The sequence below is a fragment of the Cellvibrio sp. UBA7671 genome, assembly GCA_002483145.1.
GTDB lineage: Bacteria > Pseudomonadota > Gammaproteobacteria > Pseudomonadales > Cellvibrionaceae > Cellvibrio > Cellvibrio fibrivorans.
The window spans coordinates 220,718-240,367 of record DLHJ01000003.1; the positions used below are offsets into that span (position 1 = coordinate 220,718).

Annotated in this window: 11 protein-coding genes; 5 read left to right on the forward strand and 6 right to left on the reverse strand. The window is 46.8% G+C overall.

Annotated features, from left to right (window positions below):
- Nucleotides 1–128: 128 nt before the first annotated feature.
- From B4E62_RS03520 to B4E62_RS03540, 5 genes are all read left to right on the forward strand, one after another.
- Complete coding sequence (locus tag B4E62_RS03520) at nt 129–875, forward strand: murein L,D-transpeptidase catalytic domain family protein (RefSeq protein ID WP_331351086.1); 747 nt, start codon at nt 129–131, stop codon at nt 873–875.
- Nucleotides 876–1,080: 205 nt separating this feature from the next.
- Complete coding sequence (locus tag B4E62_RS03525; protein WP_331351087.1) at nt 1,081–1,872, forward strand: DUF1080 domain-containing protein; 792 nt, start codon at nt 1,081–1,083, stop codon at nt 1,870–1,872.
- A gap of 106 nt (nt 1,873–1,978) precedes the next feature.
- Entirely contained in the window at nt 1,979–5,212 is a 3,234-nt protein-coding gene (locus B4E62_RS03530; RefSeq protein ID WP_331351088.1) for a hypothetical protein, read from the forward strand.
- 183 nt (nt 5,213–5,395) lie between these two features.
- Nucleotides 5,396–7,258: a TonB-dependent receptor plug domain-containing protein gene (locus B4E62_RS03535; protein WP_331351089.1), complete on the forward strand. Its 1,863-nt coding sequence runs from the start codon at nt 5,396–5,398 to the stop codon at nt 7,256–7,258.
- Between the two features lie 345 nt (nt 7,259–7,603).
- A complete protein-coding gene (locus B4E62_RS03540; protein ID WP_310072676.1) occupies nt 7,604–8,209 on the forward strand; it encodes a PEP-CTERM sorting domain-containing protein in 606 nt (201 codons plus the stop codon).
- Between the two features lie 190 nt (nt 8,210–8,399).
- Here the strand turns inward: B4E62_RS03540 and B4E62_RS03545 are convergent, their stop codons facing one another.
- From B4E62_RS03545 to B4E62_RS03570, 6 genes are all read right to left on the reverse strand, one after another.
- The gene (locus tag B4E62_RS03545) at nt 8,400–9,908 is read right to left on the reverse strand and encodes a tryptophan 7-halogenase (RefSeq protein ID WP_310072677.1); all 1,509 of its coding nucleotides are present in this window, start codon (nt 9,906–9,908) and stop codon (nt 8,400–8,402) included.
- A 45-nt stretch (nt 9,909–9,953) separates the two neighbouring features.
- Nucleotides 9,954–11,435 carry a tryptophan 7-halogenase gene (locus B4E62_RS03550; RefSeq protein WP_331351090.1) on the reverse strand — a complete coding sequence of 494 codons (1,482 nt, stop codon included), beginning with the start codon at nt 11,433–11,435 and terminating at the stop codon, nt 9,954–9,956.
- Nucleotides 11,435–12,934 (reverse strand): tryptophan 7-halogenase, encoded by a 1,500-nt coding sequence (locus tag B4E62_RS03555; RefSeq protein WP_310072682.1) that lies wholly within the window; start codon nt 12,932–12,934, stop codon nt 11,435–11,437. Before B4E62_RS03555 ends, B4E62_RS03550 begins: the two co-directional genes overlap by 1 nt.
- A 1-nt stretch (nt 12,935) precedes the next feature.
- Entirely contained in the window at nt 12,936–14,402 is a 1,467-nt protein-coding gene (locus B4E62_RS03560; protein WP_331351091.1) for a tryptophan 7-halogenase, read from the reverse strand.
- Nucleotides 14,399–15,943 (reverse strand): tryptophan halogenase family protein, encoded by a 1,545-nt coding sequence (locus B4E62_RS03565; RefSeq protein WP_331351092.1) that lies wholly within the window; start codon nt 15,941–15,943, stop codon nt 14,399–14,401. The genes B4E62_RS03560 and B4E62_RS03565 overlap by 4 nt, the downstream gene beginning before the upstream one ends.
- 144 nt (nt 15,944–16,087) lie before the next feature.
- Entirely contained in the window at nt 16,088–19,615 is a 3,528-nt protein-coding gene (locus tag B4E62_RS03570) for a TonB-dependent receptor (RefSeq protein WP_310072689.1), read from the reverse strand.
- Nucleotides 19,616–19,650 lie beyond the last annotated feature (35 nt).

Genomic DNA, 19,650 nt, shown 5'->3' on the forward strand with positions numbered 1-19,650 from the left:
TTTAGTTATTTGCTGCATTCCTATCTGGATGCTAGCATTCCAGCATCACCAGTATTAACTGGTACAACCATAAATTTCCATAGCAAGGCCGCTACAACTTTAATTACCCAGAGTATTCGGGGCTATCCATGTTGTACACGACCCTTAAGGGCCTGATTTTTTCGGCCTGCATAAGTTTTTTATTCGCGTTAAATGCCGCTGCGACACAAGATCGCCCTGCAAACCCTTTTAGCTACACCCCCTTCAGCAAAGACCAGACGCCCCTTGCACTGCTCAATAAACTCAGCCGCGCTGCGCCCGCCGCCAACCCCAAAGTGATTGGACTGGCATTGTCTGCACTCGATTGTGCACTAACCCAAGGCATGTCACCCGCGCGCAACCTGACAGTGATTGATTACTCGCTGGTCTCCACCAAACCGCGCCTTTGGGTGTTCGACTTGGTCACCGGCAAACTCCTGTTCCAGGAGCTGGTCGCCCACGGTATGAATACCGGCAAAAATTTTGCGCGCAATTTTTCCAATACCTACGGTAGCCGTCAAACCAGTTTGGGATTATTCCGCACCAAAGAGACCTATGTTGGCGCCAATGGCTACTCATTGCGCATGGAAGGTTTGGAAAATGGCTTTAATGACAAGGCAATGGAGCGCGCGATTGTGTTCCACGGCGCCGACTATGTGGATTTAAAGCTCGCTAAAAAATTAGGCCATCTCGGCCGCAGCCATGGCTGCCCGGCAGTGCGCAGAGGCGTAGCACGCAAAGTAATTGATACCATCAAGGGCGACCAATTTTTATTTTCTTATTATCCCGATCAGCAATGGTTAGCTAAATCCCAGTTTTTAAATTGTTCGGGCAGCCAACGCTGGGCACAAAAGTAATTTCCACTTCTCGCATTCCCCCTGTTTACGGCGCTTTTACAGCGCCAATCCCGCTCTGTAAAGCTGTGTTAACAAACCCTCTATTTATCAGATAATTTTATCAAGCTGTGTAAAAGCATTCGCCCAGTCTGCATTTAACCGCTATAACTAAAATCAAAAAACACAACCATAACAATCACCACAAAAAACTTCAGGGTCAAACTCCATGAACAAGCGTTTTTTACAGCGAGGATTAGTCCCCGCCATCGGCATTATCAGCACTGTATTTGTTTGCTCGGCAACCTGTGTAGCTGCCACAGAAAAAAAAGAACCTTGGCAACTCGCCGAGGAGACCGAGGTATGGGAACCTGTTCCCGCTGTTATCAGTGTACCGTCATCGGGCATCCCCTCTGACGCGACTGTCTTGTTTGATGGTAAAAACCTGAACCAATGGCAAGGCGCTGAAGGTGGCGAAGCCAAATGGAAAGTGGCCGATGGCACCCTGACCGTTGTCCCTAAAACGGGCGACATTAAAACCAAAGAATCTTTTTGCGATGTGCAATTGCACGTTGAATGGAAAACCCCAACGCTGATTACCGATGAAAAGGGTAAATTGCTAGAGAGCCAGGGGCGCAATAACAGCGGCGTATTTTTGCAAGAGCGCTACGAAGTGCAGATGCTGGATTCCTACAACAACAAAACCTATCCCAATGGCCAGGCAGGTTCGATTTACAAACAATCGATTCCGTTGGTGAATGCGTCGCGCGCGCCGGGCGAATGGCAAACCTACGATATTATTTTTACTGCCCCCAAATTTGATAGCGCACAAAAACTTACATCACCCGGTTATGTGACTGTGCTGCACAACGGTGTGTTGGTACAAAACCATTTCGAAATCCAGGGCGCCACCGAATGGATTGGCAAACCTGTCTATAAAGCCCACGGCTGCGCCCCTATTCGTTTGCAAGATCACGGCAATGCGATGAACTTCCGCAACATCTGGGTGCGCAAACTCTAATTTCCCGCTCTATCCGCTGACAGTTACTTATTGCTCTAACTGTCGTCTGTTTGCGCCGCAGTGAATTCACTGCGGCGCTTTTTTAATTAGATCACAGGTATAGATTATGTCTCTCCTGAAAAAAATATTGCTCGGGTCCTTTGTGATTTTCAGCACACAGGTTTACGCACAAAACCCCGCAGATTATTTCAAAGCTAACAGTAACTGGATCAATGCCAGCAAAGTCAGCGCAGTCGGAAATAAATTGCAAGTAACACCAGCCAAAGATGGCAATATTCTTGTGCTTAATGCCAAAGGCAGCAGCGAACACTTGAATGCGAATGAACATATCGGCGACTCAGTATTAGAAACAGAATTTCTGGTACCCGAAGGCAGTGACGCAAAACTCTATGTGCAAGGTCGTTACGCAATAGACCTCAAAAATGTCAACAATGAATGGCAACGCCTTTACGTTACATTTCGCGCGCCGCGCTATAACGAAGCCAGTGCGAAGGTCGATGCGGCATTAATTATGGAAGTGCGTGTCAACGGTGAAACTGTGTTGGTAAATGATATCCGCACAGGCATGAGCGAAAACGCCAACATCGGATGGGAGAATCCTGCTGGCCAAACCAGCTTTCTGGTGAAAAAAGGCCAGCTCGCATTGCGCAATTTCTCCATTGCGCCTGCAGATTTTTCATTGATCACCATGCCGAAAAAATCCGGTGAGGTGACCAACGAAAAAGAGCTGGTCGATTTTGTTGCGCTCGGAAAAGAAACCTTCGAATCAGTTGGTTGTAACGCTTGTCACTCAGTGATAAAAAACGATTCCGGTGTAAGTACCGGCCCCAACCTCTACGGTTTGTTTAAACGCGAACCGCGCGACCGCGAAATTGTGGAAGGTGGTGAAGGCCATAGATTTACGATAAAAGCAGATCGCCAATATCTGCATCGCAGTATTCGCGCCGCTACCGATCAGTTAGCCGTTGCTGAAAGCGGTGCAAAAAAAGGCGAAGCCTTTATGCCAATCATGCCCGCATTTTCAGCACAGGTTTTAAGTGATTTACAAATCAGTGCAATCGGTGATTACCTCGCCACACTCAATGACCTACGCGACCAAGGCCCAATCATTAAATTGCTCGCGCAATCGGGCGCAGAAGAATACGACCCGCTTGCTGATCGCTTGCAATTGTTGGTCGATGATGAAGTGCGCATCCAACGCGGCCCGCTAGTTGGTGTTTCCGGCCGTGCAATTCACGTGGGCTCCCCATGGGGCGTTAACTATTCATTTGATCCGCGCCTGCTTGCCATTACCAAAATTTGGCAAGGCGGCTTTTTGGATATGACCGGCGAATTTACCAATCGCGGCGGCAAAGGGTTGAAGATGGGTTTTGAGAGCCGCGAAATTAATTTTGGCGGTCAGGAGTTTTTATTCGCACCATTAAATGCGCAAGGCAAGATAATCGACTTCTCGTTTAAAGAGGCAAAATTCGGCGATGTAGAAACTATCAAGGCATCGCTCAATAGCAAAGAAGATCACCTGGCCCGCGTCGCGTCTATGGATGCGCAATTTTTAGGTTTTACGCGCAACTCCAAACAAAAAAATGAGCTGCCAACCTTTAATTATCGCGTCGGCAAAAACACCCTGAAAGTCCAAACGGCAATTGCCGCCAATGGCGATGTAAAAATCACCTTGAATGGCGATATAAAAACGGCGCAGCAATTTTTACTCAACACGCAACTCCTGCAAAACGTAGCAGTGAGTAAAGGTGAAATCAGCAACGGCCAATGGACTTTACCTGCGGGCAGCAACTCCGCGACGCTCACTGCAAAAATGCAAGTTGCGGCCAACGTCTGGCATGCAAAAAAATCAGCATTTGATTACCGCAAACAACCTATCAGAATTACCGAAGCCAAAGCGGATTTGCCTGCAGGCTATAGCATCGAAAGTTATTATCCGCCCAAAGATAATTTTGGTCGCGAGCAATTATTTGAAGCACTGGGTTTATCGCTAACGCAAGACAACACGACGGTCATTGCTACACGCACTGCGGGAATCTGGCGCATGGTGAAAGGCCAATGGCATTTATTCGCCGAAGGTACTTTTGACAGCCTTGGTGTATTAGTCGAAGACAAAAAAGGCCTCACGGTTATCGCAGGACAAAAAGCGGAACTCACGCGCATCAGCGACACCAACGGTGACGGTATTGCTGACAGTTACGAAACCTTATTCGATGCCCACTCCTATCACGGCAATTACCACTCTTATATGCACGGCCCTGTGCGCGGTGGCGATGGTGCTTACTACATCAGCATCAACCTCGCCGATGGTGGCGACGGCTCCACGTATAAAGCCGGTGGTAAATACATGGGGTCTCAAGGTGGTTTATCTGGCTGGAATATTCGCGTTGAACCCAACGGAAAATTCGCACTCTGGGCGAATGGTTTGCGCAGCCCTGCCGGTTTGGGAACTGGCCCTGATAATCGTCTCTGGTATTCCGATAATCAGGGAGAATATATGGGCACCTCGAAAATTTTTGTGATTGAAAAAGATAAATTTTACGGTCACCCATCAGGCCTTGTTGATTTGCCAGGCATGACACCTGACTCGCCCGACATTGCCTGGGATAAAGTCCAAAACAAACGCACCAATGCAGTTATTTTGTTGCCGCACAACCGTGTTGCCAACTCACCGGGCAATCCTGCGTGGGACACCACCAAAGGAAAATTCGGCGCGTTTGCCGGGCAAATGTTAATGGGCGACCAAACCCAGTCGAATTTGTTGCGCATCGCGTTTCAAACAGTTGATGGAGTTGAGCAAGGTAGTGTGATGCCGTTTATCGATGGTTTGGAATCCGGCGTTATGCGCCCGCTCTTTTTGAAAGACGGCAGTTTACTGCTCGGCCAAACTGGCCGTGGCTGGCAGGCAAAAGGCGGCCACGTTGCGAGTCTGCAGCGTATTGTGTGGGATGGAAAAACCATTGCTCCAGCAATTACCCAAATGCTTGCAACACCAAGCGGTTTTGCCATAGAACTAACGCAAGCGGTTGCAGCCAACATCGACGCTGAACAGTTGAAATCCTTGCTGACAGTTGAATCCTGGGTCTATCGCGATGCACCGGATTACGGTTCAGATGAATTAGGTTTGCAGCAAGATGCCATCAAGTCAGTTGCCCTGAGCGAGGACCGCAAAACTATTCGAATTGATCTGGCATCACTGGCGCAAGCAAAAATTCACCCGCAACAAACCGCGCGGGTTTATCATGCCCAGCTGAAAACCAAAACGCTGTTCACTGGCAACGCACCGGAAAAAATGGATGCGTATTACACCTTATATAAGTTTCCTGCTACAAAAAATTAATCAGATAAATTACCCAAGAGCGATGAAAATGGATTCCGGCATTTGCTTTGAGACCGTGCGCAGCATGGATGCTGTGCCCGAGCCTACAGGGATGTATTCACGGCGAGTCTCAGAGTGAATGACGGAGTCCATTTGTCTCCCAGCTAAATACCAAATTACCAAACACAGAAATTAAGGCTTTAAATGAAAAATTTCCGTTCATCTCCATTATTCCTTGCATTAATCGCTTTACCCGCTTTCTCCGCCACCGAAGAACTTATCGTCACCGGCAGCTATAGCCCGGTGACTAATGAACAATTATCCTCTTCTGTTTCGGTTCTTAATAAAGAAGATTTGCTGCAACTCAGCAACCACAGCTTGATTGATGCATTGCGCCAAGTGCCCAGCCTCTGGGTGGAAGAACAAGGTGGCCCCGGCGGTATTACTTCAATCGCATTGCGCGGCGCTGAAGCAAACCACACATTAGTATTGCTCGACGGAGTGCAACTCAATGATCCCACCAATACCCGCGGTGGCGCATTTGATTTAAACGGAATTAATATTGAATCTATCGAGCGCATTGAAATTATTCGCGGCGCACAATCAGCGGTATACGGTTCAGATGCCCTCGCTGGTTTGATTCATATCATCACCCAAACACCTGGGAAAAAATCCACCACATTAAATGCCAGCCTTGGCAGCGATGATTACAGCAGCGTCGGTGTATCCACCAGCGGCAGCATCAACAAACTCGGTTACGCATTCAGTTTGCAGGGCAAAGATGCAGGCGAACCCGTTGAAGGCAGTACCGCAAAAAATACCGAATTTACCAGCCGTTTAAATTGGCAAAAGGATATCCACGCACTGAATTTCAGCTACCGTTATTTTGACGGTGAACGCACCAGCTTCCCTGAACAAAGTGGTGGACCGGAGTTTGCTGTTGGGCGCGATTTGGATGTCAGCGAATATAAAGACCAAAGCGCTGCATTAAATTGGGTAGCGCAAGTTAACAACATCTGGCAAAGCAAGGTGAGCGCCAGCTGGTACCAACGCGATGAAGACCTTACCTCCCCCGGCATAATCCCTTTCGATGCAGTTCCGCCCAATGGTTCTGTAATTGACTTTAATCGCACCCAATTTAGTTGGGTCAACACCCTCGGCGACCAACAAAAAATCTGGGCAAACCTTGGTGTAGAAACCAAGCAAGAAGATGGCACCAGTGAAGGATATTTATATTCACCCGATGTATATCCCATTAATTTTGCACTGGACCGCCAGATCGATAGCGCCTTTATCAATCTAAACACCTATGCAACTGAAGCCTGGTTAGTTCAAGCCAGTATTCGCCGCGATGATACTGACGGTTTTGATGCAAATGATAGTGGCCAAATCGGTACCAAATTTACGCTAAACGATAATTGGACGTTATTTGCTAATTGGGGTGAAGGCTTTAAATTGCCGAGCTTTTTTGCACTCGGCCATCCGCTGGTTGGCAATCTTGATTTGCAACCTGAAACAGTAACGACGCGCGACGCCGGTTTTGAATTTAATCAAAATACATTCAGCGCACGCGTCAGTTATTTTGACCATCACTATCGCAACTTAATTGATTTTGATTCCGAAACGTTTAAAAACGTTAACCGTTCACGTGTAGAAACCAGCGGTGTGGAAGCTGAATTTAATTGGCAAGTACAACAAGACCTCAGCTTACGCGCACATGCGAGCTACACCGATATCGATATGATTTCTTCTGACAATCATTTGCTCGGCCGCCCACAAGTAACTTACGGCACATCCGTTAACTATCAATTAAATGATGCATGGAGGTTCGACGCGCAGTATATGCGCGTAGATGAGCGCTTCGCCGTGAGCCGTTACACCGGTACCGATATTGAACAAACTCTGGCTGCTTACAACCGTTTTGATGCAAGCATACACTGGCAACTCAATGCGCAAACCCGGCTGGGTTTAACGTTGGAAAACCTTGCAGATGAAGACTACTACACCGACATAGGTTTTCCCGCATCAGGGCAGCTCGCCAAATTGAACCTGCGCCTAAACTTTTAGGTTTTAAGCCACATAAACAAAAACGCCCAAGTACTGTTCTTGGGCGCTTTCATCTGTAGGTTGTACACGCCTCGCAAGATGAGCTTAAGAGCAAGCATCCCCTTCGGTCATGTCAGGTAGACAGACCCCCTTCGCTTCAGATCAGCGCTATCCAAAACACCTCATCCCGCCGCTCAAATTTCAGTCGAAAAAATTTACATCGCCCCTTAAACATCCTCCTCAACAATATACTAACCATTTGTTTTTAATAGTAAAAAATCACATGGCACACATTATGCTGCCAGCACCGTGGCTTAGGCTATTTTTAACTCACTCATTTTGGCTAAAGTAAAAAGGACGACTAACATGAAACTTATCAAGATCGCAGCTGCGGCGCTCATTACATTGAGCTCATTCGCAGCACAAGCAGGACTGATGTACATTGATGGGGGCGCCAACTTACCGGTACCCACAAACAATTACTTCAAAAACGTGCTCAACCCACAGACCTACAATATCGGCGGCAACCTCAAAGCCAACCAAACAGAATCCCTGTTTTTAAGCTTTGAATTCCTGGGTAAAGAAGCTGGCTGGACCAACACTTTCACCTCTGAAGGCAATACCATCACCACCAGTGGCGGCTCCTTCTCATACAGCAAGGCTTACACCCTGGGTGAATTGATCCAATTCACCTTCAAAACTGGTGGTGCCGTTGTCCCTAACACTGTAGCTAACGGCAACAACAATGACGGTGAAGAGCTTGTATCATTTGCTATTGCATTGGACACTGAGTTTGACGGCGTTATGTATGATGCCATCCTGTTCTTTGATGACACAGGCGGCTACAAAGATGACGACAACCACGACGACTTGGTAATCGGCATCAAGGCAAGTGTCCCAGAATCATCAACTTTTGTATTGATGTTGATGGGCTTGGCGGGCTTGTTTGCGGCGCGTCGATTGAAGGCTTAGTTAATTTGAGCCGAAATAAAAAACCCGACTTCACGTCGGGTTTTTTAAACGTTATTGATATTGGATAAATAATTATACTTAGCAAGTGCTGCAAGAAAACTAAAATCTAGCTAAGTCTTAAACTGCTAGATACTTATGACTATCAGCTTAAATTTAAATTAGTGCATACACTCATGCCCGATCACTCAATCTATTTTTCTGCTTTACAGTTCTCCGCAATGTATTGTGCATGGGTCGGCATGTAATCTACCGATTTATCGATGACTCGCTTGACACTTGCGAGCCGCTGGGAAATCTCTTCTGTTGTCATTCTATCCACTAACGGGTGATACGAACGAGGACGAATACCTTGTCCATGCATCACCTCAAACCAACTAAGATCATTAAACATTTCATTATTGTTGCGATAAATGCGTCCATTTTTTTTAAATTGCTCAATCTTCTGAGTAAGTGATTCGGGCACATCCATTGTCCGGCAATAATTCCAAAAATCTGAGTCATTGCGTTCGGTCGCATGATAATGAAGTATCAGGAAATCGCGAATTTTTTCAAATTCGAAATCAGCCTGACGATTGAATTCGTCGATATCCTCTTGATCAAAATTTCTATTCGGAAAAAAGCTCATAAAGCGCGCGATAGCCGACTGAACTAAATGGATACTAGTAGATTCCAATGGCTCCATAAATCCGCTCGCCAAACCGATAGCTAGACAATTTTTATTCCAGAATTTTTTGCGTTTACCCGTTAAAAATTTCAATAGCCTGGGCTCTGCCAAAGGTTTGCCATCCAGGTTGTTCAGCAATACTGATCTAGCTTCATCTTCACTCATAAAATTATTTGAAAATACATGTCCATTACCAATGCGGTGCTGCAACGGAATACGCCACTGCCAGCCGGCGGCATGCGCAGTTGAGCGGGTGTATGGAAGGGGGTCTCCGGCACTCTCACAGGGGACCGCCCATGCGCGATTACAAGGCAACCAATGACTCCAGTCCTCATAGCCAGTTTTTAAAGCCTGCTCAATCAATAGTCCACGAAAGCCCGAGCAATCAATATAAAAATCTGCTTCATAGTTTTCGCCAGACTCCAACTGTAGGGATTTTATAGAACCGGTGTCCGAGTTTAGAATGACATCGACGACCTTACCTTCAGAGCGAATTACACCGCGCTGCTCAGAGTACTCACGCAGAAAGCGTGCATACAAACCTGCGTCAAAATGGAATGCATAAGCAATGTTGGATAAGGGCGAATTGCCTGCATCAAATGGTCGCATGAATTTACCCTGCTCACTTGCAGCACCACTGATGGTGTAACTCCCAAGTTCCTGTGCATTTCCCTCCTGCGCCATTTTCAGCCAGTAGTGATAGAATTGAATTGACTCCATATCCTTACCCAAATCACCAAAGGCATGAATATATCTATCTCCTTTGCGCCCCCAGTTTACAAATTGAATGCCCAACTTAAATGTACCTTGAGTTTTGCGGACAAATTCATTTTCATCCAAATCCAATAGCTTATTAAACAATTGTATCTGCGGAATTGTTGCCTCACCCACACCCACTGTCCCTATCTCTTCAGACTCGATAAGTCTTATCTGACAATAGCCAGGCTTAATCAATTTAGCTAGGGCGGCGGCAGTCATCCAACCCGAGGTTCCACCACCAACAATAGCTATGCGTCTAATATTATTATCTTGCATAAAACCCACCTAATTGCGTTACAAACGTAACTCTGAAGAAAAAGACTAATTTCTTAAAAAATAATTAATGTATTCATCCAACGACGGTGATCGATCGCTGGCACTCTTCACTTGAGTTTGACGCTGAGCCGCCAGCGATGCAATTTTTTCCAAAGGGATTGAATCGAAACACAATCCTCCAGTCATCGGAGCAACCCCAAATCCAATAAATAAATTAATCCATTGATCGCGAGTCAGTAAGGGGGACAAATAGTTCGAAATAACAGCACCGGACTTGAACAAATTTATGCTATGCACCGCATCTTCATAAATTGCTGGTTCAACTAACGCTTCTACCTGCGAACTCGTTAAAGCCGCAGTCAGCAACAAGAAAATAACAATCAATTGTTGATGTTCCCTCGTCGTGATCAACGATAACCGATTAAACTCTTCACTTGCACCTGACATCGCTGCCGAGCATGCATAGCAATCGAGTAAATGCATCATGCTTTGACGAGCGGCTTCTCCGTACCCAGAAATCATATCCCATGGCACGTTGACAGCAGGAGGTATGCGAACATAATTCCCCTGCCAACGAGCAGTATCATTAAAATCAAATTTACTCTTCTGTTCAGTTTTTACTCCGGATAAATCCAGACAAAGTTCCCGCACATTATTAATTGCAAAATTGTTATCGTTATTCTGAGTCTGGGTGCCCTCTTGCTGAAATGCGTAAAGGCGCATGCAAAATGTTGATTCAATATGCGTACGCGAAAAAAAACGTCGGCCGCGCACCCGCATGTGAGCCAAAGCTCCACCACCATTTTCAATGCCGTTATATTGCCTGCAAGTAATATTTACCGACGTCAACGATTCACTATCATCCCTTGATAAACCTGCAGATGAGAGATCAATAAAAAGTTTCGCAGCAACATCTCGCTGCTGGTCCAGTCGCAGAAAATCGATATAAGTTGCAGAGCTGTCACCTGCGGGAGTTACCGTTTGCGCCCTGCACTCGGTCACTCCCAGAGCCAAAGCCCGCTCTCGCAACAGGTCAACATAACTTGCCAAGTGTAATTGCAAACCCACACCGAGCGATTGATAAATATCATGAGGCACCCGCTCTGGATCGATAAATTTGCCAGCGCGCGCCATAGTTGCGGCCAGCGAAAGCTCGGCCTGGTGGAAGTCACCATAGGCAAGTAGTGAAGCCATAATTGACCAATCCACTTCCGCAGATCCAGCCAGGCTAGATCCATATGAGTGAAAAAAATAGCGGGCAGGTTCTTCAGCTGAAATATCAATACCCAACAACGGACGGGCAATTGATCGGCGCACTAATTCTTTTGCACTGATACCTAACAACTGATGAAATCGCCGAATAGACGGCGAAGCTGAAACGATTACCGCCTCATTTACACCTTCCGCAAAGCTGATAACAACTATTCTCGGGTTGAGCATATTTAGCTGTTTCGCCAGCAAGAGCGCCAGTGTCCAACAATCACTGGGGCTACCCACTATCGCAACGTCATATATTTTTTCTGCCATCAACTATGCTCCTCGTTGTTCAGCAGATGATTTATAAATAACTCGGCGCTCGGCATCTCATCAACTAATTGAGCTATTTCGTTGCGCATCCTCGCCAAATACCCCGCAACTGTAGCCTCCGAATATCCACCTACCCGCGGGTCAAAATGCTGAGGAATAACACCCTGGCCGATACAAACTGCTGCATAAACACCATATTGCAGATGATCCACATGACCAACCTGCTGAAATATATTTTGTCGCTGCACAAGAGAATCTGGCAGGCTCATCGTTTGGCAATAGCGCCAAAAAGCGGAGTCGTCACGTCGAGTTTCGGCATAATGCATGATTATAAAATCGCGAATACGCACATATTCTGCGGTGACTCGCGCATTGAATTCGTGCTGCAACAATTGCTGATCGGCTCGAGGAGAAAATAAATCGAGCAACGCTTTTATACCGACTTGGATAAGATAAATACTGGTCGACTCCAAAGGCTCCAAAAATCCTCCAGAGAGACCAATCGCAACACAATTTTTTCGCCACTGCTGCTGACGCATACCCGCCACAAAACGAAACTTGCGCGGTTCCTCAAGCAAAGCAGCCCCTTCGAGCTGGGATAACAAGTGTTGGTATGCCAGATCATCCTGCATAAATTCGCTCGCATACACACAACCATTACCAACACGATGCTGTAAAGGTATTTGCCAACACCAGCCTGCAGAATGGGCGGTTGCTCGGGTATAAGGGCTTAGTCCAACCACTTTGGTGGAGGGCATTGCGAGAGCGCGATCGCACGGCAGCCAATGTGCCCATGATTCAAATTCGGCCCCCAAAGAACCGTTGATTAACAGCGCACGAAAGCCTGTGCAATCAACAAAAAAATCGGCCTCAACAACCTCGCCTGACTCCAAATGCAGTGAACAAATATTCCCTGTTACTGGATCACACTCAGTGTGTTTAACTTTTCCTTCCAGACGCACTACCGAACGATCTTCGGCGTAACGTCGTAAATAACTTGCGTAAAGTGCTGCATCAAAATGAAACGCGTAGTTGTAGCTGCCTCGCCAACCTGTATCATCGGATTGTGGATAGGCAAAACGATTTTTTTTAATTGCAGCAGCGGCTACGGAATAATCGTCGAACGAAGCCGCATTGCCCGATTGATAAGCACTCACCCAGAAATGTTGGAATTCAACACCATTTATATCGAATCCTACTGAGCCAAAGGGATGAATATATTCCTCACCAAGCTCACCCCAATTACGAAATTGGATACCCAATTTGAATGTTGCTTTAGTTGCACGAACGAAATCTGCCTCATCAATACCCAAAAACTGGTTAAAGTGACGGATGTGAGGAATGGTGGATTCTCCAACTCCTACAGTCCCGAGCTCTTCGCTTTCGATTAGCCTTAAAGATAAGGGCATACCCGAAAATTTTTTCGCGAGTGCAGCCGCGGTCATCCACCCTGCTGTACCGCCACCCAAGATCACCATCCGAGCATTATTGGTGGCCATATTAGCGCTCCGCATGATTATTTTGACTGCGCAACAGGTCATTGATATGCGCTACCTGTTGGGGAGCATTGGCTACAATCTCCCGAACCTTATTGAGAATGCTTTGGAAAAAATCCGGGAACTCATTGTCAGCTCGTTCAAGCCTTAACGGCGGAAAGTGGATTGGCCATTTTTTTAGCCCCATGAGTAATGAAATCCATTCTGCCGCAGCTGGGTATCGCTCATCACGGTGAGGTAGTCGCGAGGATGCTATAAATACTTCTACCTCCTTGCGTAGTTCGGTCGGAAGAGATTGTAGATCGGACAGTTCGCCACCTTGAATCAACCAATAGCCTAGCAAATGCATATCCCTAACCGAACAATATAAGGTAGTTGCAAGGCGGTTGTACTCTTGCGCAAGGCTCGGTTGGAATGGAACAGAAGGCCAGAGTCCAATCAATAGCGCCAGCTCTTGCATAAGCAAATCCAACTCAGATACTAACAAGTTGCCAGGACGAGCGGCAGCAAGGCCAAGAGCCAATTTGCGGCCCTGCCAGGGCCGACAGAGGCAACCGTATGTATTTTGCCGCAGCGTTTTTTTCGCCGCTGAATGCGGTGACTGAGTTAAAAATTTGTCAAGCACGATTTTATTGCCAAGGTATTCGTAAGCAACCCCCGTGCGCAACGGTATTGCGTTGACAAGACTATCAGAACTAAACACAAGACTTGAAGTTGGATTCGGATTAAAATCGTTAGCAACAAACAGACGAGTAGCGTACTGATTTCCAAAATAATGAGTCCAGTCATGAACATCTTGATTGGGCTCGCTGGAAATACCCTCCTGAATATAGGATGCATCTATAACGAAATCAGCAGTGTGACGCGCACCAGCTGAATCCAAAGCCTCCCCTTTCACTGCCTCATTTTTTTCTTTGCAAGGCGCGGTAACTTCATTTACAACTGTGATGCCGAGGTATGTCGCATAGCGAAGCAGTAGTCGGGTAAACGGAATTATATTTAAGTGTAACCCGGAGTAATTCTGCTCTTTTTTTTGCGCACCAGCCGCCGATACATGCCGCTGCAAATCAATTACTTTCCCATATTTTGATAATTGGGCAGTTACACAAAAATCATCATATCTGGCTTCCGGCCACAGAAAACGCTCAAAAAGCTGATGAAAATCCTGAACCTCATCTGATATACCGTAATCATCAACCGACCAATAGAATTCTCGTCCATATGACTCATCGACAATATGATGAGCTAAAAAATAAGTACCGTCACATAGTCTCAGCAATGATTCCTGAGTGAGCTCCAGCACAGATAACAAACTTGAAAGCTCTCTCCTGACACTGACCGCACCATTGGTCTTCAGCTCGTTGTAACTCAGGGTTACTTTCAGGTTAGCGATTTTCTTTTTTAACGAGCAGGCTACGAGCAATGAATGCCACGAATTGCCTAACACCAATACCGACTCAAGTCCCCTCATACCACACCGTAAAGACTTGCAGCAACGGGCTGCTGGTTAATACCAGTCGCGCTTAGCTCTGCTTCCAAAACATCATTTGTCATAGGCATCGCCTGCACCTGCAATTCCAGCTTTTCCCGCATCTTTTGCATTTCACCGAGCACAAAGGCGTCGGGATAATTAAGAACACGAGTATCGAAATTGACTTTACCAACTCCCTGCCCAAGATATACAGCAAGCCAACTCGGCGACATAAAAAGACCATTTTGATAACGTTCTACATGCCCGGTAGCTCGGAACAATTCAATACTACGTTCAAGTGACTCAGGCAGTGCCATATTCTGGCAGTAACGCCAGAACTCTGAGTCATTACGCTTGGTTATTTTATAATGCAGAATTAAAAAATCGCGAATCCGGACATACTCGGTTTCCATTTCATTATTATAAGCATCACGCAATGTAGACAGATCACCCGTCCCCGGAAAATACTCGAGAAACTTTAGAATCCCCTGCTGAATGAGATAGATACTGGTTGATTCCAGTGGTTCAAGAAACCCACTAGACAAGCCGATTGCAATGCAATTTTTTTCCCAATTTTTTTTTCGTCTTCCAGCAGTAAACTTCAAGAAATTTGGATCCGCCAGCGGGTAACCATCAAGATTAGTCAATAAGTTTTGCAAGGCATCTTCATCAGTGATCGCCGAACTGGAATACACCATTCCGTTACCCGTGCGATGCTGAAGCGGGATTCTCCATTGCCACCCCCAAGGCTTGGCATGGGCAACGGTATAAGGTTTTGGCGGTTCTACACGCTCACAAGGAACGGCGACAGCTCTATCGCAAAGCAGCCAGTTTGACCAGTCATCAAAAGGTACTGATAGTTTTTCGGCCAATAAGATTGCGCGAAACCCCGAGCAATCAATAAAAAAATCCCCTTCTACAGTTGCGCCGGAATCCATTTGCAAACTTGAAATGGCACCGCTAGTGGCATCGGTCATTACGTGAGACAAGCGCCCCTCAATACGAACGACGTTACGCTCCTCTGCATATTTTCGCAGAAACTTTGCATAACGTCCGGCGTCTATGTGATACGCGTAACTGAATGCATTCTTGCCATTAATTGCGTTGGTTTCAGGAAAAGCAAAACGTTTTTTTTCTGCCATCACCACGGCAAGGGAAAACTGATCAAATGCCGGTGCCACACCTGAAGCCATAGCGGACAACCAGTAGTGATGAAAATCAATACTCCCTACAGGGTAACCGTGCGAACCAAATGGGTGGATATAAGCAGCCCCTAATGAACCCCAATCGATAAATTGAATTCCTAGCTTATATGTAGCCTTAACCGCTGAAAGAAACGCCCGCTCTTCAATACCCAACATATTATTGAAATAACGAATATGGGGAATAGTCGCTTCGCCAACACCAACGGTACCAATTTGCTCGGATTCGACCAAGACAACTTGATAGTTCTCAGGCAGAAATTTTGCACAAGCTGCCGCTGTCATCCAGCCAGCTGTACCACCACCCAAAATTATTATTTTTTTTAGTTCATTAAACATGGAAGAACTCTCTAACCCAAAGCACTATTCCAGAATAATAGACTGGAACTGTCAAATCGGATCATCGGGGGATACAAATGCAAAGATTTGGAATAAAAAAAAGCGCACAACTTCCGTTGCGCGCTTCTCCTAGCGTATTAAAACTTAGAACGTACCCTTCAACAACAGCGCTACACGTCTGTCATTGACAAACCATGAGCGACCAGCCTCCAAACCTTTGCCATCGAGAATCATGATAGTTTCAGTTTGGGTATTCAACAGGTTGGTAAACTGCAAACCTACTGTCAAATTATCGTTAAGCTTGTAGAACGCTGAACCGTCAAGGAAGCCAGAATCATCATTCCACAGAGGATAACGACTGATTACGTCACGGGTAGTCAACAAGTAGCGTGAACGCCAGTTATAGGCCAAACGCAATGAAATAGCATCCTTATCGTACATACCCACGATATTGAACGTGTCTTTCGATTGCCCCTGTAATGGCAGGCCAGAAAGATCTACTCGCGCACCTGTATCTATATCACCACCATTATCTGGATCAAGGCTTCCTGAATTGGGAATAGCTTTGGAATCAATATAGCTGTAGGTCACTTGCAAACCAAGACCATCAAAAGGAGCTGGCAACATGTCGTAGAATTGCTGATACGCAAGCTCAAACCCTTCCAACTCGCCCTCACCGTTATTGATGGTACCCTCGACTGTCGCAGTCTGCGTCACGCCAGATGTTGGGTTGGTGTAGACACGATCAAATGCACCGTTCACAAAGAAGTTGGTCAGATCTTTCTTGAACAACGATAATGTCAAAGACCCTACATTGGCAAAATACCACTCCAGAGAGGCATCGTACTGCTTAGACTCCATTGGATTCAAATAAGGGTTACCAGAACTGCCCGCCCAAGTGTTAATAGCTCCGCCAACAAGCGTCGTTGAAGGTGGAGTTACCGACGTATCAGTCAACACAGCTCGAGTAGTTTCAAACGCTCGCAGACTGGTAGTATTGCGCACCAAGTCCATGTCAGGCATTGCGATTGCCTTTGAAGCACCAAAACGTACCAACAGGTCATCAGTTAACTCCACTTTCAAATTAAAGCTCGGCAACCATGCATCATAGTCATGGACTGAGTCCTCGATAGATGCACCGTTGTTACCAAACCCAAGTTCAGTTGGCGAGAGGAAGTTACCAATGTCACCGGCGTACTTCGTTGCAGCATCATAATCCGTCTTGATGAATGCATTGTCATACGAACGACGAGCTGAAATCTCCTCAGCAGTGGGCGTAGCACTTAACGGCGGAGGATTGTATGCAGGGTTACTTGCTGCCGCTGCTAACAACTCGTTTCTTTTACCCTCGAGGTAGGCCAGGTGCGCCGCAGTGTTGCGCGGGTCTGGGGCACCTGCAGGAGGAAGATCGCGAGGGAGAACGTCGGGGTACTGTACCGAACCAGTGGCAACGCGCTCAAAGTTTACGTAGCGTAAGCCGAAGTTTCCGTCAAATCGATAGGAATAATCCTCCGACCCAAAATCAACGCGCACGTAGGCAGCCTGATTGGTCTCTTCGGTAATAAAGACTTCTGACGGCAGGAAATAAGAACCGGTAGTGCCTGGACGATCAGCAGCATTTTCCCAAAGATTGCCACTACCACCCGTCGGCAACTCACGTTGTTCTTTTACGATGGACTTAACCAGCGCATCTGAAGGATGAAGCATCGTATTTCCTGGGATAGTAATAACGCCACCACCATGGAAATCCGACCAATCCACCTCTTCCCACTGACCACTTATCTCAGAGACAATTGGAGTATCCGCCCAGCCGATTTGATCAAACGGCTGCGCCCAAATAGGAGTTAATTGACCCCAGTTGTAGGCTGTTGAACGAACGGTTTGCTCGCGATTTGCATGGCGTATACCTGATCTAACTGCTTTTATAAAACCAGCGTCATCGTCGAAGGTGTAAATTCCATCCAAGCGAGCCGCTTTAGAGTCACCTTCTGAGCGCTCGTAATGGTCCATCGCCGACTGCCACCAGTATGAAGTCGGATCTTGGAACCAGTTAGAATCGCCGGCAGGGTCATTTGAAAAGCCTGGCAGCGCCTTACCGCCAACCAACACACCCGCACCCGCAGCGCCAAATGGGCCAGTGCCCTCGCTACCCTCCACTACCAAGGCATTGCTATCTACGGCCATATTGTTATCGCGAATACCATGCCATGGTTCGATCAGTGTGAGGCGAGGCGTACTGCCTGACACATCGAAATCCTGAATGGCGTGAGTTGCCATCATTACAGTCACATCATCATCTTCGGTATTGGCCTTGATGTACTGCAAATCTAAACTCAATTCAAAATTGTCGCTTGGAGTCCACTTGAAGTTAGTGGCAAAGTCATCGATTACCGTGCGAGTACTCTTATAACGGTTATCAGTCTGGAAGCGAGAACCAAACTGTGCGACAGCAGGGTTAGCCCAGCTGGCGGCGTGAGGCAAACGCAGCGCAGCCGGATTATCTGGGTCAGCAGAGCGCCAGCCGCCATCACTGAAGCGCCCATCCTGAGTGATAACACCACCCTGAAATAAGCCGTCATCGTCAAACTCGTACTCGGTGCCTTGCAGAGGAAGTGCTTGACGACGCTCGTAACCAGACTGGTATTTAATAGCATTTTCTGTCCAAGCCAACTCAGCATCTGAACGCATAAACTGCACAGTGGCCAGAAAGGTATCTTCGGGGTTTTCCCACTGCAAGGCAGTAGCCAAGCCTTGACGATCACGATCATCAAATTTCATGGTAGCGTTCGAGCCTTGAGGCATCCAAACAGAGCGGCCAGCTTCCGCAAAACGCTCCGCTCCAGCTATATCATTCGGCCCGGCATGCCCGGCACCTGGTGCAGACAAAGCGCGAGGAAAGTCGCTATAGTCGTCGCGATATTCAACATAAGCATCCGACTGAATACCATGGGAAATACCCTTCAAAGATGATTTTGATGCGTTGATTAAAAAGCCAAACTCTCCCGCCTCCGTTTCCCAGCGATCGCTGTAAAGACCAGAAAAAGTAGGTGTCCACTCTTCGGCCAAATCACCATACGAATAGTCAACGTTAAATGCCATAACGCGATCATTCGAATCGAAAGGCTTGCGAGTAATCAAGTTCACTGTACCGCCAATGCCACCTTCTACCATATCAGCTGATTGGTTTTTAAACACCTGAACGCCAGCCATCAACTCTGGTGGAACGTCTTGAAAGCTCAAACCGCGCCCTGAGTTGGCTGTGAACGAATCGCGACCGTTGAATTCTGAACGAGTAGCGGACATACCGCGAATTACAGCACCTGAACCTTCAACCCCGAAATGGTCAGGGTCGTTTGCGGCAGCAAAACGTTCGATTGATACACCAGGAATACGTTGCATCGCCTCCAGTACGCTACGATCTGGTAAGGAGCCGATGTCTTCTGCCGAAATAGCATCTACGAAGGTATCCGAGCTTCTTTTAACATCCTGCGCGTTTTGCAAGTTAGCACGCACACCAGTTACAACAATTTCCTCAACACTGGCATCTTTTTCTTCTGTTGTATCTTGCGCAAAAGAAGGAGCACTCAATGCCATGATGCACATAGCCAACATGGATTTTTTGAACTTAACGCCCTGCTGTTGTGCGGTTTTTTGATTTTTATGGAAAACCATAGCCAACCCCTTTGTTAAATTTATCTTTAGGTGAT

Excerpts from the sequence above, each read along its gene's own strand:
- B4E62_RS03535 (WP_331351089.1), top strand. The coding sequence starts at position 5,396 with ATGAAAAATTTCCGTTCATCTCCATTATTCCTTGCATTAATCGCTTTA.
- B4E62_RS03555 (WP_310072682.1), bottom strand. The coding sequence starts at position 12,934 with ATGGCCACCAATAATGCTCGGATGGTGATCTTGGGTGGCGGTACAGCA.
- B4E62_RS03540 (WP_310072676.1), top strand. The coding sequence starts at position 7,604 with ATGAAACTTATCAAGATCGCAGCTGCGGCGCTCATTACATTGAGCTCA.
- B4E62_RS03520 (WP_331351086.1), top strand. The coding sequence starts at position 129 with ATGTTGTACACGACCCTTAAGGGCCTGATTTTTTCGGCCTGCATAAGT.
- B4E62_RS03530 (WP_331351088.1), top strand. The coding sequence starts at position 1,979 with ATGTCTCTCCTGAAAAAAATATTGCTCGGGTCCTTTGTGATTTTCAGC.
- B4E62_RS03565 (WP_331351092.1), bottom strand. The coding sequence starts at position 15,943 with ATGTTTAATGAACTAAAAAAAATAATAATTTTGGGTGGTGGTACAGCT.
- B4E62_RS03560 (WP_331351091.1), bottom strand. The coding sequence starts at position 14,402 with ATGAGGGGACTTGAGTCGGTATTGGTGTTAGGCAATTCGTGGCATTCA.
- B4E62_RS03550 (WP_331351090.1), bottom strand. The coding sequence starts at position 11,435 with ATGGCAGAAAAAATATATGACGTTGCGATAGTGGGTAGCCCCAGTGAT.
- B4E62_RS03570 (WP_310072689.1), bottom strand. The coding sequence starts at position 19,615 with ATGGTTTTCCATAAAAATCAAAAAACCGCACAACAGCAGGGCGTTAAG.
- B4E62_RS03545 (WP_310072677.1), bottom strand. The coding sequence starts at position 9,908 with ATGCAAGATAATAATATTAGACGCATAGCTATTGTTGGTGGTGGAACC.
- B4E62_RS03525 (WP_331351087.1), top strand. The coding sequence starts at position 1,081 with ATGAACAAGCGTTTTTTACAGCGAGGATTAGTCCCCGCCATCGGCATT.